Consider the following 16,172-nt stretch of genomic DNA (forward strand, 5'->3'; position numbering starts at 1 on the left):
AGCTCACAACCGGCAGAACTCACCCCTGTCCCTGCCCCTGCCCCTTTCCGGAGCGCGGTTTGAGCTCACCAGCGGCCCATGCGCCGCGACCATCGCCAGCGTTTTCACCACCCTGGCGCCGTGGTCGAACCGCGTCGTCGACGGCACCTACGGGTTCAAGGGCACCGACTGCCTCCTCGCGGTCAGCGAACCGGAGCGTCACCACGCCCGGCGCCGACTTGGTCGCGCCCGGCACGGACCTGGTCGCATGGCACGACTCCTACGACCGCGTCATGCTCGCCACCAACATCGAAGCGCAGACCGGCTACCCGTTCCGCATTCAGGTGCGCGTCGAATTTATGCTCGACGAGGATGGCCTCCACACCACCGTCGACGACCGCAATACCGGCACCGCACCCGCCCCGTTCGGCACCGACCCGCACCCGTACCTCGTCGCCGGCGAGGCGTCGTCGACGACTGGACCCTGCTCCTCCCGGCCGAACAGGTGCTCACAGCTACAGAAGACCGACTCATCCGGTTTGCGAAAGGTGTTGCCACCGAGTCAGACGGAACTCGCGACTCGTTCGAGGCCGATCATGCCAGGAGCGGGGCCAAGCGGCGCGCGCAGACGTCCAGTTGCGGGAGTATGTCGCCGGGTGCTGCAATGCGTTGAGTTGTAGCCGACAGGCAGAGGGCGCCCACTAGCCGCCCGTCGGCCGCCCGGATCGGCAGCGCGAGGCATCCGTAGCCCGCCGTCAGCTCGCCGGTCTGCGATGCGTAGCCCGACGGCGACGCTCTGCCAGACCGTTCCGCGAGCAACAGCCGGCCCATCGCCGACGCCGACAGGTCGCGCGAGATTCGCGACTCGTCGCTCAGCGGGAAGTCCGGGTCCGCATCCACGATGAGGATCCGGTCGCCCTCGTAGCGGACGAGATGGATACCGCCCCGGATCCGGGAGCGCAGGTCCGCGATCACGTCCCGCACCGCCTGGGGAGGGGGCGCCGGTGCGACCAGGTGCGCGAGCTCGACCACCTTGCGGCCGAGCGCAAAACCGGTGAGGTCCGGCATCCGCACCAGGTACTCGTCCTGCACCAACAGGTTGATCAAGCGGTAGGTGGTCGCGCGCGGCAGGCCCAGGCTCTGTGAGATCTCCTGCGCTGTGACCCCGGCACCGAGCCGGGCGACCTCCTCGAGCACGGTCAGCGCACTGTGGATCGCCTTCGGCTGCCGCGCCCGCACCTCTCCGACCGGAGCCGGTGCAGCCGACGCTGCCGGAGGTCGCCGCACCGCCCGCGGCTCAGTCACGGCGGACATCCGACACGGCCCCTCCAAGCACATCACCGGCACTGGGCTCATCCCACGCGCCGATGGTTTCGCGCAGCCACGGCCGCCGCCGCACCCGCAGCCGGTATGCCGTCACCCCGACGAGCATCACGACTCCGAACATCCACACCCCTGCCGTCCGCGACGACAGCGCCTCGGCGACGAGATACACAACGAGAACACCGGTCAGAAGCACCGAGGTTGCAACGCCGCGCACCCCGGCCCACAGGGTGAACTCCCCGATCCGCTTCAGGAACACCGGCGCCGCCGCACAGACCAGGATGTACGACGTGATGTAGCCGGCCGCCGCCACCACGAGCAGCACCTGCATCGCCGGCCACAGACCGTCACCGACGAGCACCGCAACCATCGGCACAACGGCGATCACCGGCACGGCCGCCATCACGGCGGTGAATGGCGTGCGATACCGGGCGTGCGCCCGCCCGAACGCCTCGGGCAGCAGGCCCTCCCGCCCCATGGTGAACAGCACCCGCGCCAGCGCCGTCGTCGACGCGATCGCACAGGCCAGGAACGACGCCGCAATGCTCACATCGAGCAGCACACCCATCTCCTCCAGCCCGAACGCCGCCGACAGGTCGTTCACCGGCGACTCACTCGCCCGGATGTCCTGCCCCAACGACGCAAACCCGACGAGCTGGCTGAACGACGCCAGCAGGTACAGCCCGCCCGACACCATCACCGTCCAGACAATCGCGCGCGGAATCGCCGCGTACGGCTTGCGGGCCTCCACCCCCAAGGTGGCCGAACTCTCGAAGCCCACAAACGCCGTCAACGCGACAACCGCCCCAACCGACAGCGTCGTCGGTGTTCCCCCGGCCAGCGACAACGCCGACCAGTCGATCGTCGGCCCGACCTGCGCGAGCAGGGTACCGACGAGAATCAAAATGATGGCCACCGAGACCAGCTCCACCAGCAGCGTCACCCGTGTCGACAAACGGATGCCCCGCGCCAGCACCAGCAACACCCCAGCTGCCAGAATGCCCACGATTAATGCGGCCACCGCCGAACTCGAGGCCAGGTAGGGGGAGACCCGGCCGAGCAGGATGACGAGGTAGTAGCTCGCGCCGGCGAGCGCGAACATGGCGATGAAGCCGTAGCCGATCAGCATCCCGACCCCGGTGACCACACCGGCCCCGGCACCGAAGGTCTTCGCGACGAAGGTGTAGAGGGAGCCGGTCGCGGCGATCCGCTTCGCGAATGAGTTGATCGTCGTCGCGATCAGCAGCGCCAAACCCATGGCGAGCGCGAGCGACCCGAATGACGCGCCACCGGCAACGACCGCAATGAGCAACGGCATGGTCGTCGCTGCGGCCGACGGTGCGACCGCCGACACCGACTGGGCGAGCACCGCGGCGAATCCGACACTGCGCCGGTCGAGACCGTGCATGGGGGAGCGACTCCCCAGCCCCTCGACAGGGTCAGGGTGTGAAATCGCCCGATCGAGGGCGGTCATTCGGCAATCTCCGACATGACATCACGTTAGGTGGCCCTCGTTGCGGGGTCGCGACGCGCGTGTTTCCGGTTCGTGACGTCTAAATGAGACGGCCTTGCGGCTCTCGTCTCATTCAGCGTGCTCGGTGTTTTACGCGGGAGGAATCTCAGCGCAACAGCGGCGGGCGAAGCTTGCCGGTATCCGCTCCTCCTCACCTGCATCGTTCGCTCAGCTTGGAGAACTCTCATGACCGTCACCACCAAACCGGCCGCAGACGCCGGTGCCGCGCCGACCGGACGAGCGCTCTCCGGCTCGCTGGGCGTGACGGCGATCGTCTTCATGGTTGTCGCCGCTGCGGCACCACTCACCGTGATCGGCGGTGCGGCACCGCTCGGTATTCTCCTCGGCAACGGGGTCGGCTTCCCGAGCATGTATGCCATCTCGGCGGTCGTGCTGCTGCTGTTCTCGGTCGGCCTCGCCGCGATGACCAAGCACGTGCCGAAGCCCGGCGCGTTCTTCACCTTCGTCGGATACGGGCTTGGCAAGAAGGCGGGGCTTGCGAGCGCGTTCCTCGCGCTGCTGACCTATACGACCATCCAGGTGTCGGTCTACGGCTATATCGGCTACCTGCTCAACGTGACGGTGACGGGCCTCGGCGGGCCCGACATTGCCTGGCCGCTGTATTCGCTGGCGTCGATCGCGCTGGTCGGCATCCTCGGTTACCGGCACATCGACCTCTCGTCGAAGGTGCTCGGCGTGCTGCTGATCGGTGAGGTCGGTATCGTCCTTGCCCTGGTCGCCGCGGTCGTGTTCGCGGGCGGCGCCGACGGCCTCTCACTCGCCCCGTTCGAACCGTCTCACGTCATGAGCGGGTCGCCCGGCATCGGCCTGATGTTCGCCATCGCCGCCTTCATCGGCTTCGAAGCCACGGCAATTTTCCGTGACGAGGCCAAAGACCCGAACCGCACCATCCCGCGCGCCACCTACGTCGCTGTCATCGGCATCGGACTGTTCTACACGCTCGCGTCGTGGGGACTGGTCATGGCCTGGGGCCCCGACAACGTGCTCGGTGTCGCCGCCGAAGATCCCGGTGCGATGATCCTCGTCACGACAGCGCAGTATCTCGGTGTCGTCGGTGAGGTCATCATCAACGTGCTGCTGATCACGAGCATGTTCGCCTGCGTGTTGTCGTTCCACAACGTCATCACCCGCTACCAGCACTCGATGTCAAACGCCGGCGTGCTGCCGGCCCGCATCGGCTCGGTGCACGCGACGCACGTCTCGCCGCACCTGTCGTCCCTCACCCAGAGCATCACCGCTGCTGTGTGCGTCGTGATCTTCGCGGTGCTCGGGCTTGACCCGGTGCTGCAAGTGTTCACCTGGTTCGCCGGCGTCGCCACCCTCGCGATCGCGATTCTGATGGCAATCACGAGCGCCGCGATCATTGTCTACTTCGCCCGTACCAAGAAGGACGGACGGCTCTGGAACACGGTGATCGCACCCGGTCTCGGCTTCGTCGGACTGGTCGGCGCTGCCGTCGTGATCATCGCCAACTTCCCGATGCTCGTCGGCGATGTCGACGCCACCGGGACACCGAGCTTCGGCGCGGTGAGCGCCGTGCTCCTCGGACTGATCGTGCTGTTCCCGCTCATCGGCTGGGTGCAGGCGCTCGTGATCAAGAAGACCCACCCCGCCGTCTACGAGACCCTCACCGACGCCATCAGCGGCTGATCCTCTCTATTCCTCTTAATACCCACCCCGCACCACCAGCAAGGAGACCACCCTCATGACCCTCGTTGACACCCCCACCACAACCTCGGGCGAGAACGAAGCGGGCACGCAGCATCCGCTCGCCAACCTCACCTCCACAGAATTCGTGACCATCCGCGACATCGTCACTTCGTCGGACGAATTCACCGAGACCACCCGGTTCGCCTACGTCGGGCTCGATGAACCGCACAAGCGCGAGGTGCTCGCCTGGCAGGCGGGGCAGGGCGCGCTGCCCGAACGGCGTGCGCGGGTGATGCTGCTCGATATGGCGACCGGCCGCTCGACCGACAATGTCGTGTCAATCGATGCCGGTGCTGTGGTCTCTACCTCGGTGCTCGACGGGTCTGCTGGGCAGTTGCCGATCCTCGTCGAGGAATTCGACGCGGTGGCCGACATCGTCGCCGAGGATCCGCGCTGGGTTGAGGCGCTGACCCGCCGCGGCACCACCGTTGAGGACGTCAAGGTTGTGCCGCTGTCTGCCGGGTACTACGACTTCCCCGAGGAGGAGGGACGACGGATGCTGCGTGTGCTCGCGTTCCGGCAGGACTACCCCGGCGACCACGTCTGGGCGCACCCGGTTGACGGTCTCAGCGCCTACGTCGACACGGCATCCCGCACCATCACGCGGCTGATCGACTCGGCTGACCTGGCGATTCCCGCCGAGAGCGGCAACTTCGACGACCCGGCGGTGCAGGGTTCGCCGTTGACGACGCTCAAGCCGATCGTGATCACCCAGCCTGAGGGACCGAGCTTCACGGTGGACGGCGATGTCGTCAGCTGGGCGAACTGGAAGTTCCAGGTCGGTTTCGACGTGCGCGAGGGTCTCGTTCTGCGTCGGCTGTCATTTACGGATGCCGGCGAGGAGCGCCCGGTCATCTACCGGGCCTCGATCAATGAAATGCTGGTCCCATACGGGGACCCGTCCCCGGTGCGGTTTTGGCAGAACTACTTCGACACCGGCGAGTACCTCTTCGGTCGGTTCACCAACTCGCTCGCGCTCGGCTGCGACTGTGTCGGCGAGATCAAGTACTTCGACGCGGTGATGGCCGACGAGACCGGCAACCCGTTCACCATTTCGAACGGCATCTGCATGCACGAGGAGGACTTCGGCACGCTGTGGAAGCACTCCGACCTCTACACCGGCTCGAACGAGGTGCGCCGCTCGCGCCGGCTCGTCATCTCGTTCTTCACCACGGTCGGCAACTACGACTACGGCTTCTACTGGTACCTCTACCTCGACGGCACCATCGAGTGTGAGGCGAAGCTGACCGGCATCCTGTTCACGTCCGCGTATCCGGGGCTCTCTGAAGATGGTGCGGATTACCCGTATGCGTCGGAGGTCGCGCCCGGACTCGGTGGCCCCTACCATCAGCACCTGTTCTCGGCGCGGCTCGACATGATGGTCGACGGGCTCTCCAACGCCGTCGACGAGGTCGAGGTCGGCCGGGTGCCGGTCGGACCGGGCAACGAGCACGGTAACGCGTTCACCAAGAAGACGACCCGCATCTCAACGGAAGCGGTCTCGGGTCGCGTCGCCGACGCATCCGTTGCCCGCTCCTGGAACGTCGTGAACACCGAGAAGACCAACCGGATGGGGCGGCCGACCGGCTACACGCTCTACCCGCAGGATGCCCCGACATTGTTGGCGGATGCCTCCTCCTCGATCGCTGCGCGCGCGGAGTTCGCGACGAAGCACCTCTTCGTCACTCAGTACGACCCCGCCGAGAAGTATGCGGCTGGCGACTTCGTGCACCAGAACCCGGGTGGTGACGGCGTCTCGAAGTACATTGCCGACGACGCGTCGGTCGACGGTGAGGACATCGTGCTGTGGCACACGTTTGGGCCGACGCACTTTCCGCGGCCGGAGGACTGGCCGGTGATGCCCGTCGACTACGCGAAGTTCACGCTCAAGCCGTATGGGTTCTTCGGCAAGAACCCGGCGCTGAATGTGCCGGCGGCGGTGGCGCACTGTTCGTCGGGGATCGCGTCGCCTGATGCGGCGGCCTCGGACGAGCTCGGTGTCGCTGACGGCGATGGGGTGGCGTCGGCGGATCTGGGGTTGTCGGCCTCCTCGGCTGGTGCTCCTGCTCCTGCTTCTGCTGGTGCCGCGGCGTCGTCGGGCGGGTGCGGCGACAACTGCACCTGTGGGCACTAGCTCCTCGCCATGACGGAGTTGCTCCACCTCTCGGCTCTCCTGCCAGCCGCCTTCGGTGCGTGTTGCACCGTCGGTGGTCGGCGGGGGAGCCGGGTGCTGTCCGGGTTCGAGGGCTTCGCCGCCGTTGCGATGTTGGTGGCGATGGCGGATGTCGCGCTCGGCCTCGGTCTCGTCGCCCCGATTCTGTGGGTGGCTGGCCTGGTCGCGCTCGCGCTGGTGGGGCTGCCGCTGGGGCGAGTGTCGATCGCGGGCAACGCAGGAGCGGCGACTCCCGCTCTCGCGCGGGTGCCGAGGGCAGGCGGGACCGCAGTAACGTCGCTATTCGACCGTGCCACCCCGGTGGCCGCCACTGCCCCGCTGCCTGACAGACCTGCTCGATCTTCCGCCAATGCGGCACTTCGGGATTCACCCACCGGGCCAGCCGCCCACGCCCCGCTCCTGGACCGACCTGCCGGGCCTGCCGCCCACGCTCTACTGCTGGACAGACCTCCCGGGTCAGCCGCCCACACTCCGCTGCTGCACTCGAGTCTCGGGCTCATCGTGATGGCCGGGCTCCTGGCGCTGATGGCCGCTGGCCACACGGCATCCGTCGCATCGCACCACTCCGCCGCCGGTCTGCTCCCCACCCTCGTGCTCGGCGGATCAGCGGTCTATGTCGGCTACTCGGCCTGGCGTGCGGCAGCGCTGTACCGTCTGCCGAGGCGCGACGTTCTCGGATGCCTCGAGGCCGCGAGCATGGCGGCATCCGTAGCGCTGATGGCGGGTGCCCTCGCAGTCTGACGCCCTGCCCGCGTCTTTTGCCCGTCTACGTCGCCGACCGCTGTACTTCCTGTGTCGCGCTACAGATGCTTCTGCAGCGCGACGGTGGGATCTGCAGCGCTCGAAGGAATAGCGGGCTCGTTGGCGGACCGTGACGCTCGCTAGCCCGACCAACTCTTCATATCTCGAAGGGAGCAACGAGCATCCGGTCATCGACGTCACGGATGATTCTGGTTCCGGCGCAGTGCGGGCACGTCCGTTCGCCATTGAAGGCGGATGATTCCGCGCTGGACGACGGGAATGCGATGCCACAGAACGGGCAGGTGAGGTCGAGCAAATCATCGAGGAGCCTCGGGCGAATGGGGCAGCCAACACGGCGGGTTCGGTCGCAGTCTCGTCCAATTAGTAAAGAAAGCTTGCAAACAAGACGGAGGGTTCGCTTCACTAGGTGTACCCGCGAGCCGAACCAGAGACGGTTTCGAGCTATCCCCGCGCGCCGACAACGTCGGCCGAAAGGAAACCATGATTACTCTCGTCCCACGCCCGCAGCACGTCGAAATCGGCTTCGGCGTTTTCGAGCTCACCTCCGACACACGAATCATCGCGGACGATGATCTTCGTGGCGCCGCGTCGTTCCTCCGGGACGTCCTCGCGACCTCAACCGGATATCCGTTTGCATCGGGCGTGCCCGGCGATGCGGAGTCTGGTGCCATCCATTTCGAGATCGACTCCGAGCTCGACGACGAGGCATACCGGCTGGCGGTGGACACGTCAGGCGTCGTGATCACAGCGGCCACTGACCGGGGCGGATACTGGGGCGTGCAGTCATTCCTGCAGTTGCTTCCTGAGGCCGTCTATCGACGTGCCGCCGTCGCGAATGTCTCTTGGACGGCTCCGGCCGTGCTGGTTGTTGACGCGCCAGCGTTTGGCTGGCGCGGAGTCATGCTTGACGTCGCCCGGCATTTCTTGCCAACGCACGAGGTCCTGCGGTTCATCGACTTGTTGGCCATGCACCGCCTTAACATCCTGCATTTTCATCTCACTGACGATCAAGGATGGCGGCTCGAGATCCGTCGCTACCCGCTACTCACCGAAGTGGGCGGGTGGCGCCCGGAATCTCAGGTGGGTGCCGGTCCCACTGCGGTGATGGATGGACGGCCCCACGGTGGTTTTTACACGCAGGACGACATCAGGGAGATCGTGTCCTACGCGGCAGCGCGCGGCGTCACGGTGGTCCCCGAGATCGAGTTGCCCGGCCATGCGCAGGCCGCGATTTCCGCCTACCCGGAGCTCGGAGTGACCGGTGCACAATTGCAGCCGTGGACTCAGTGGGGCATTAACACGAACGTCTTCAACGTCGAGGAGAGCACGATTGAGTTCTTCCGGAACGTCTTCGATGAGGTCGTCGAACTATTCCCCTCCCCTTTCATCCACGTGGGTGGTGACGAGTGCCCCAAGGATCAGTGGCGCGCTGATCCACGAACCCAGGAGCGCATGCGCGAACTCGGAGTCGAAGACGAGCACGCCCTGCAGAGTTGGTTTATCGGACAGATCGACGAACACTTGAGCTCGCACGGACGCCGCCTTCTCGGTTGGGACGAGATCCTCGAGGGTGGCCTCGCCGCCGGTGCGACAGTATTATCCTGGAGGGGTCGTGCCGGTGCGATCGCGGCAGCCCGGGCTGGCCATGATGTGATCATGTGCCCGGAGGACACCGTGTATCTCGACTACCGCCAGTCTGACCACCCGGACGAACCGATTCCCGTCGCCACCGTGACGACAGTAGCCGACGTCTATGCCTTCGACCCCGTGCCCGCGGAGCTCACCCGGGAACAGTCACGGCATGTTCTCGGTGGTCAGGGAAACCTGTGGAGCGAGCATGCCGACTCGCCCCGAACGCTCGACTATCTGGCCTTCCCCCGGCTGTGTGCTCTCGCCGAGGCTCTGTGGTCGGCCGGAACCCGGGATTACGCTGAATTTGAGCCGCGGCTAACGGCGCACCTTGGGCGCCTCGACGCTCGTGGCGTCGAGTACCGACGCCACGACGGCCCGCGCCCGTGGCAGCTGCGCCCGGGTGTCCCTGGTCGGCCGTCGGAGCGAGCGGAAGTTGCGGCTTACGTAGCGGCGATCACCGCGAATATCGCGTAATCATCCCTGCTGTAGGGGCCCGCCACACCGTTCGCGTCTCTTCCGTGCCCGGGCTCTCCTCCGTTTCGTCGACCGCGGCACTTCCATGCTTGCGCTACAGATACTTCTGCAGCGCGGGCATGGATCTGTAGCGCTCGCTGGCGAACCGCTCCTGCGTGACCTGATCGGATGCCTCTTGGCAGCGAGCCTGGCGGCATCCGTTGCGCTGATGGCGGGCGCGCTCGCCGTCTGAGGCTTCCGTGCCCGCTCGTTACATCCACCGCGGCACTTCCATGCTCGCGCTACAGATACTTCTGCAGCGCGAGCATGGATCTGCAGCGCTCGACGAACCACAAGCGCACGGCGCGGCACGGAGCAACCCCAACACCCGGCAGAATTGACCCATGACCCTTCCTCTTTCCGGAACGCAGTTCGAGCTCACCAGCGGCCCATACACCGCGACCATCGCCAGCGTCGGCGCCTCGCTGCGCGAGCTGAAGCACAACGGCCGCGACCTCGTCGTCCCCTATGACGCCGACCAGGTGCGCCCGGCCTACCGGGGCGCCACCCTCGCGCCGTGGCCGAACCGCGTCGTCGACGGCACCTACAGCTTCGAAGGCACCGAGTACCTCCTCGCGCTCAGCGAACCGGAGCGTCACCACGCCCTGCACGGACTGGTCGCCTGGCACGACTTCATCGCCCTCGACGAGGCCGACGACCGCGTCATGCTCGCCACCACCATCGAGGCGCAGACCGGCTACCCGTTCCGCATCCAGGTCCGCGTCGAGTTCATGCTCGACGCCGACGGCCTCCACACCACCGTCGCCGCGCGCAACACCGGCAACGCCCCAGCCCCGTTCGGCACCGGCCCGCACCCGTACCTCGTCGCCGGCGAGGGTACCGTCGACGACTGGACCCTGCTCCTCCCCGCCGAGCAGGTCCTCACCGTCACCGATGACCGCCTCATCCCGATCGGCAAAGCGGATGTCGCCACCGAGTCAGGCGGAATCTTCGATTTCCGCGAACCCCGCGTCATCGGCGACACCTTCATCGACCACGCGTTCACGTCCATCGTTCGCGACGAGAACCGCACGGCCGAAGTTCGCGTCATGGCGCCGTCGGGCACCGGCGTGAAGATGCGCTGGGACTCGTCGTGCAAGTGGGTCCAGGTGCACACCGCCGACCGGCCCGCACCGGAACCCAGCCGCATCGGCCTCGCGGTCGAGCCGATGACCTGCCCGCCCGACGCGTTCAACTCCGGCGAGGACCTGCTCGTGCTCCAGCCCGGCGGCGTCACCTTCGCGTCGTGGAGCATCGCCGCAATCTAGTCTTGCGATTTTGCGGATGCCGGCCAGCGGCATCCGTGTATCGCGCCCTGCCCACGCCCCATCCCTAAGGAACTCTCTTGGAAACGACTCTGACCCGCAGACTGGGCGTGCCCGGCATCGTCTTCATGGTGATCGCGGCGGCCGCGCCGATCACCGTGGTGGCGGCGAACTTCCCGCTCGTGCTCACCGTGTCGGGGTCGATCGGCGCGCCGCTGATGGTGCTCGCCGCGACGGTCATCCTGCTGCTGTTCTCGGTCGGATACGCCTGGATGACCCCGCGGGTGCCGGATGCCGGCGCGTTTTACTCTTATGTGGATCGCGGCCTGGGGCGGCGGGCCGGGCTCGGAACCGCGGCGATCGCTCTCCTGTCGTACGTTCTGCTGACGGTGTCGATGACCGCGTACCTCGGCGTGCAGGCCGGCAACCTGCTCGAACTCTGGACGGGACTGCAGCTGCCGTGGTGGCTCATCTCGGCGGTGATGCTCGTGATCGTCGGGCTGCTCGGCTACCGCAGCATCGACCTCTCGGCGAAGGTGCTGGGCATCGTGCTCGTGCTCGAAGTCGTTGCGGTGATCGCGATCGACCTCGGCGTGCTGTTCTCGGGGCGGGAGCTGACCACCACCGCGTTCAGCCCGGCCGAAGCGCTCTCGGGCGCACCCGGCCTCGGGCTGCTCTTCGTGTTCCTCGGGTTCTTCGGCTTCGAGGCCACCGCCGTGTTCCGCAACGAAGCCCGCGACCCCGAACGGACCGTGCCGCGGGCAACCTACATCGCGGTGGCCGCCGTTGGCGTGCTCTACTTCGTCTCCTCGTGGCTGGTGATCTCCGGGCTCGGCGGGACGGATGCCATTGCCGCCTCCGAGGCGAACCCCGACAGCGTCATCGTCGGCCTGGCCGGCGAAGTCGTCGCGCCGGTCTTCGCCGACCTCGTCCAGGTGCTTGTCGTGACGAGCATGTTCGCGTGCATGCTGGCCTTCCACAACATCGTCACGCGCTACCTCTTCACCCTCGGACAGCGCGGTGTGCTTCCCCGCACGCTCGCCGCGGTGCACACGAAGCACCGCGCACCGTCGCGGGCGTCCCTCTGGGTCAGTGCGATCACATCCGTCGTCATTGTGGTGTCGGCTCTCGCCCAGCTCGACCCGGTGGTGCAGATCTACACCTGGTACTCGGGAGCGGGCGCGGTCGGCGTGATCTGGATGATGGCGCTCACGAGCTTCGCCGTGCTCGCCTTCGGGGCGAAGCGGCGCCGCACACCCGGTGAGGCGCCGTCGACGTGGGTGGTCACCGCGTCGGTTCTCGGTGGCATTGGCCTGCTGGGAGTGCTCGCCATCTCGCTGTGGAATTTCCCGTTCCTCGTCGGCGGCACTGTCGCGGCCATCGTCTGGGGACTGGTTCTCGCTGGTGTCTTTGTCGGCGGGTTGTTCGTGCCGCACCGGGGGAGTGCCCCTGCCTCGACGCCGCCGGTGCTTGAGGATGTCGCTCGCTGACGCGTCGCGCAGGTGGCGGCATCCGTCGCCCGAGGCGCTTTCGCCGACCGCTGACGGCATCCGTTGCCCGGGGCTCTTTCGCCGACCGCTCCACTTCCATGCCCGCGCTGCAGATACTTCTGCAGCGCGGACATGGATGTGCCGCGCTCGCGCAAGTGACCCCTGGCATCCGCAAAAACAATTTCCATGGACAAACCAGACCTTTCGTCCTAGCCTGATGCTGCATTCACTTCGCGAAAAGCTTTCAACGATGTAAACGGCGGAAGACCGCGCGTTTTTCCGGCGTCAGGCTGTTGTAGTGGGCCCGATTCCGGCGATCCAGCGGCGTGAAATGGGTGCATTTTCTCTCGCAGCAACAGTGGCACCCCGGTGCCCGACAACGGTGTCTTTGCACCGCGAAAGGACCAGCAATCCCATGATCAAGAGAAAAGCCCTGCTCGCAGCAGGCATGACGACGGCGCTCGCAGCAGCGCTCGTCGGATGCACCAATAACAACGGGGGCAGCGGAGGCGGTGGCGGCTCCGGTGCCAGCAAATCCAACTGCACCAACGACATCAAGGTGAAGGATGTTCCGGTCGTCACGTACTGGGGATGGCTCCCAGATACCGCCGAGACCGTCGACAACTTCAACGAATCGAACGACGACGTTCAGATCTGCTGGTCGAACGCCGGCCAGGGCGGTGACGAGTACACCAAACTCTCCACCTCGCTCGAGTCGAAGTCGGGCGCACCCGACATCGTCCAGATCGAGTACGACTGGCTGAACAGCTTCCTGATCCAGGGCGGACTCGTCGACATGACCGAGCACGGCATCGAGGATTACAAGGACAACTTCACCGAGGGTGCCTGGCGCGATGTCTCCAGCGGTGACGGCGTCTACGCGGTGCCCGTCGACCTCGGACCGGTGGGCATGTGGTACCGGGCCGACATCTTCGAAGAGAACGGCATCACCATTCCGACGACGTGGGATGAGTATGCGGCAGCGGCCGAGCAGCTGAACACCGCAACCGGCGGAGCGGTCAAGATCGGCAACTTTGCCCCCAACGGTGCCGGACAGCACTACGCCTTCCTCGACCAGGCCGGCGCCGTTCCGTTCGAGTTCGACAACGGCAACCCCACCGAAATCACCATCAACCACAACGATGACGCGACCAAGACGGTCTACGAATACTGGCTCGACCTGGTCGACCGCGGACTCGTCGGCACCGACCAGGCGTGGACTCCTGAGTTCAGCACGGCCCTCGCCAGCGGCAAGTACGCGACCGCCGTGTACCCGGTCTGGTACAACGCGCACATCCCCGACTTCGAGGACCCGGAAGCGGGCGCCATCTGGCGTGCAGCTCCGATCCCGCAGTGGGATGCCGCCAACCCGGTGCAGGTGAACTGGGGCGGCAGCACGCTCGCCGTCACGACGCAGGCCAGCGATGCAGCACTCGCGACGAAGGTTGCCGCTGAGCTGTACAACACGGAAGAGCGGCAGAAGCTCGGCGTTGAGAAGGGTGGCCTCTTCCTGGCCATGCCCGACATGATCGAGTCTGACTACTTCAAGGACCTCGAGTACGAGTTCTTCGGCGGTCAGAAGTTCAACGGAGAGTTCTTCGCCCAGGCAGCGCTCGACTACGAGGGTGTGATGTTCTCGCCGTTCTCGCAGTACTACTACGACGAGTCGCAGCGCCTTCTGTCTGAGGCGATCGAGGGCAACATGACCGCGGCCGAAGCGGCGGACGAGTTGCAGAAATCGCTGGAGACCTACGCCACCGAACAGGGCTTCACCCTGAACTGAGTTCGGTCCTGTGCGGGCGGGGCAGTGCCTCGCCCGCACAGGAGTTCTCCACAATGCGTCCCAAGGAAGTGACCCATGTCTACCACCCCTCAGCTTCAGCATCCCGTCCGCCCACCAACGGTGAAGCGCGGCGCCAGTCTTGAGCGGAAGCACGCGCGATTCGGCTGGGTGTTTCTCGCGCCGTTCGCCATCGTGTTTCTCGTTTTCCTCGTCCTCCCACTGGTCTATGCCTTCTGGATGAGCCTGCACACCAACACCCTCGCCGGCGGCGAACAGTTCGCTGGCCTCGCCAACTACGTCAAAGCGTTCACCGACGAACGCTTCCTGTCTGGAATGGTGCGCGTCGCGGCGTTCGCCGTTGTGTTCGTTCCCCTCCAGATCGGGCTGGCCCTGGTCTTCGCGCTCATCCTCGACGACATCCGCACGAGGCTGTCCCGGTTTACGCGGCTGCTCATCTTCGTGCCGTACGCGATCCCCGGTGTGATCGGCGCACTGATGTGGGGATTCCTGTACAGCCCGTCGTTCGGCCCGCTCGTGACGGTCTTCGAATTCCTGAACACCCAGGCGCCCGACCTGCTCAACCGCGATTCGATCTTCTGGTCCCTGACCAACATCGTCACGTGGCAGTGGACGGGCTACTACATGATCATCATCTACGCCTCACTGCAATCGATCGACCCGGCGATCTACGAAGCCGCCCGGATCGATGGGGCGACGAAGCTCCAAACGGCACTGCACATCAAGGTGCCGATCGTTGCGTCGTCACTCGTGCTGACCGTCGTGTTCTCCCTGATCGGCACACTGCAGTTCTTCACCGAACCGCAGGTCCTCGCGCCGCTCGCCGGTAACGCTATCGATGCGGCGTACACGCCAAACCTGTACGCGTACAACCTGGCGTTCTCGTACCAGCAGTTCAACTACGCGTCGGCGATCTCCTTCGCGCTTGGACTGATGGTCTTCCTCGCCTCGATCATTTTCCTCATCGCCACACGCAAGAAGAGCGGACTCCGCTGATGACTACCTCACCTCTGCCACTCATCGACGATGCGATCACCGAGTCCGGCCCGCGCAAAAAGCGGCCAGACGTGCTGCCGGGGGAGCGCAAACAGGTCGGCATGCACATCCTCCTCACCATCGCCGCCCTCTACTTCCTGCTCCCGATCTGGTGGCTGGTCGTCGCGGGCACCAAGAGCACCCAGGGCCTGTTCAACGGCACCGGCGGGCCGCTGTGGTTCGACCAGAACTTCGCGCTGTTCGACAACATCGCGCAGCTGGCGACGTACAACAGCGGCATCTACGTGCGCTGGCTGGGCAACTCGTTCCTCTACGCCTTCGCTGGCGGCGTCGGCGCGACGATCCTGGCCGTGCTCGCCGGTTACGCGTTCGCGAAGTACCGGTTCCGGGGACGTTCGGTCAGCTTTATGGTGCTGCTGGCATCCGTTATGGTTCCCGCAACGGCCCTCGTCATCCCGACGTACGTGTTGTTCAACAACCTCGGCCTCACCAACACCGTGTGGGCCGTGATCCTGCCGTCGTTGCTCAGCCCGTTCGGGGTGTACCTGATGCGCGTTTACATTCAGGATGCCATTCCCGACGAACTGCTCGACGCCGCGCGGGTCGACGGCTCCGGTGAGTTCCGGACCTTCGCCACGATCGCGCTGCCGTTGATGCGGCCGGCGATTGTGACGGTGCTGCTTCTCTCTGTTGTCGGTGGCTGGAACAACTACTTCCTGCCACTGGCCATGCTGTCGGACCAGACACTGTTGCCGGTCACTGTCGGCCTCAACACGTGGCAGGTGCAGTCGAACTCCGCCACGGCCGGAGGCCTCGTCTGGAACCTGGTGACCAGCGGTTCGCTCGTCTCCGTCATCCCGCTCATCATCGCGTTCCTGCTGCTGCAGAAGTACTGGCAGGGCGGGCTCTCGATGGGAAGCATCAAGTAACAGCGGCCCGTTCGGCTCTCGTGTTGTGCAGAACCGAACATGCAGAGCCGAACGGATGCCGTCGG

12 protein-coding genes are annotated in these 16,172 nt (G+C 65.8%); 10 read left to right on the forward strand and 2 right to left on the reverse strand.

Annotated elements, in window-relative coordinates; genetic code table 11:
• Positions 1-573: 573 nt before the first annotated feature.
• A complete protein-coding gene (locus AC1C2M_RS13415) occupies positions 574-1,284 on the reverse strand; it encodes an IclR family transcriptional regulator (protein ID WP_495437037.1) in 711 nt (236 codons plus the stop codon).
• Entirely contained in the window at positions 1,277-2,776 is a 1,500-nt protein-coding gene (locus tag AC1C2M_RS13420; protein WP_495437038.1) for an APC family permease, read from the reverse strand. Before AC1C2M_RS13420 ends, AC1C2M_RS13415 begins: the two co-directional genes overlap by 8 nt.
• A 225-nt stretch (positions 2,777-3,001) precedes the next feature.
• Here AC1C2M_RS13420 and AC1C2M_RS13425 point away from each other — a divergent pair, with 225 nt between their 5' ends.
• The 10 genes from AC1C2M_RS13425 to AC1C2M_RS13470 all read left to right on the forward strand — a co-directional run bounded on the left by AC1C2M_RS13425 (position 3,002) and on the right by AC1C2M_RS13470 (position 16,107).
• Positions 3,002-4,486 carry an APC family permease gene (locus AC1C2M_RS13425; RefSeq protein ID WP_495437040.1) on the forward strand — a complete coding sequence of 495 codons (1,485 nt, stop codon included), beginning with the start codon at positions 3,002-3,004 and terminating at the stop codon, positions 4,484-4,486.
• Positions 4,487-4,541: 55 nt separating this feature from the next.
• The gene (locus AC1C2M_RS13430; RefSeq protein ID WP_495437042.1) at positions 4,542-6,680 is read left to right on the forward strand and encodes a primary-amine oxidase; all 2,139 of its coding nucleotides are present in this window, start codon (positions 4,542-4,544) and stop codon (positions 6,678-6,680) included.
• A 9-nt stretch (positions 6,681-6,689) separates the two neighbouring features.
• Positions 6,690-7,460, forward strand: a complete 771-nt coding sequence (locus AC1C2M_RS13435; RefSeq protein ID WP_495437043.1) for a hypothetical protein — start codon at positions 6,690-6,692, stop codon at positions 7,458-7,460.
• Positions 7,461-7,961: 501 nt separating this feature from the next.
• Positions 7,962-9,587, forward strand: coding sequence for a beta-N-acetylhexosaminidase (locus tag AC1C2M_RS13440; RefSeq protein ID WP_495437045.1), 1,626 nt, complete (start codon positions 7,962-7,964; stop codon positions 9,585-9,587).
• An 85-nt stretch (positions 9,588-9,672) separates the two neighbouring features.
• Positions 9,673-9,819: a hypothetical protein gene (locus AC1C2M_RS13445; protein WP_495437047.1), complete on the forward strand. Its 147-nt coding sequence runs from the start codon at positions 9,673-9,675 to the stop codon at positions 9,817-9,819.
• 151 nt (positions 9,820-9,970) lie between these two features.
• The gene (locus tag AC1C2M_RS13450) at positions 9,971-10,894 is read left to right on the forward strand and encodes an aldose 1-epimerase family protein (RefSeq protein ID WP_495437048.1); all 924 of its coding nucleotides are present in this window, start codon (positions 9,971-9,973) and stop codon (positions 10,892-10,894) included.
• A gap of 77 nt (positions 10,895-10,971) precedes the next feature.
• Entirely contained in the window at positions 10,972-12,381 is a 1,410-nt protein-coding gene (locus AC1C2M_RS13455) for an APC family permease (protein WP_495437050.1), read from the forward strand.
• Positions 12,382-12,796: 415 nt separating this feature from the next.
• Positions 12,797-14,164, forward strand: coding sequence for an ABC transporter substrate-binding protein (locus AC1C2M_RS13460; protein WP_495437052.1), 1,368 nt, complete (start codon positions 12,797-12,799; stop codon positions 14,162-14,164).
• Between the two features lie 75 nt (positions 14,165-14,239).
• The gene (locus AC1C2M_RS13465; protein WP_483406322.1) at positions 14,240-15,178 is read left to right on the forward strand and encodes a carbohydrate ABC transporter permease; all 939 of its coding nucleotides are present in this window, start codon (positions 14,240-14,242) and stop codon (positions 15,176-15,178) included.
• Entirely contained in the window at positions 15,178-16,107 is a 930-nt protein-coding gene (locus AC1C2M_RS13470) for a carbohydrate ABC transporter permease (protein WP_495437054.1), read from the forward strand. The genes AC1C2M_RS13465 and AC1C2M_RS13470 overlap by 1 nt, the downstream gene beginning before the upstream one ends.
• Positions 16,108-16,172: the final 65 nt, after the last annotated feature.

This window comes from Mycetocola sp. Y444, assembly GCF_059445295.1.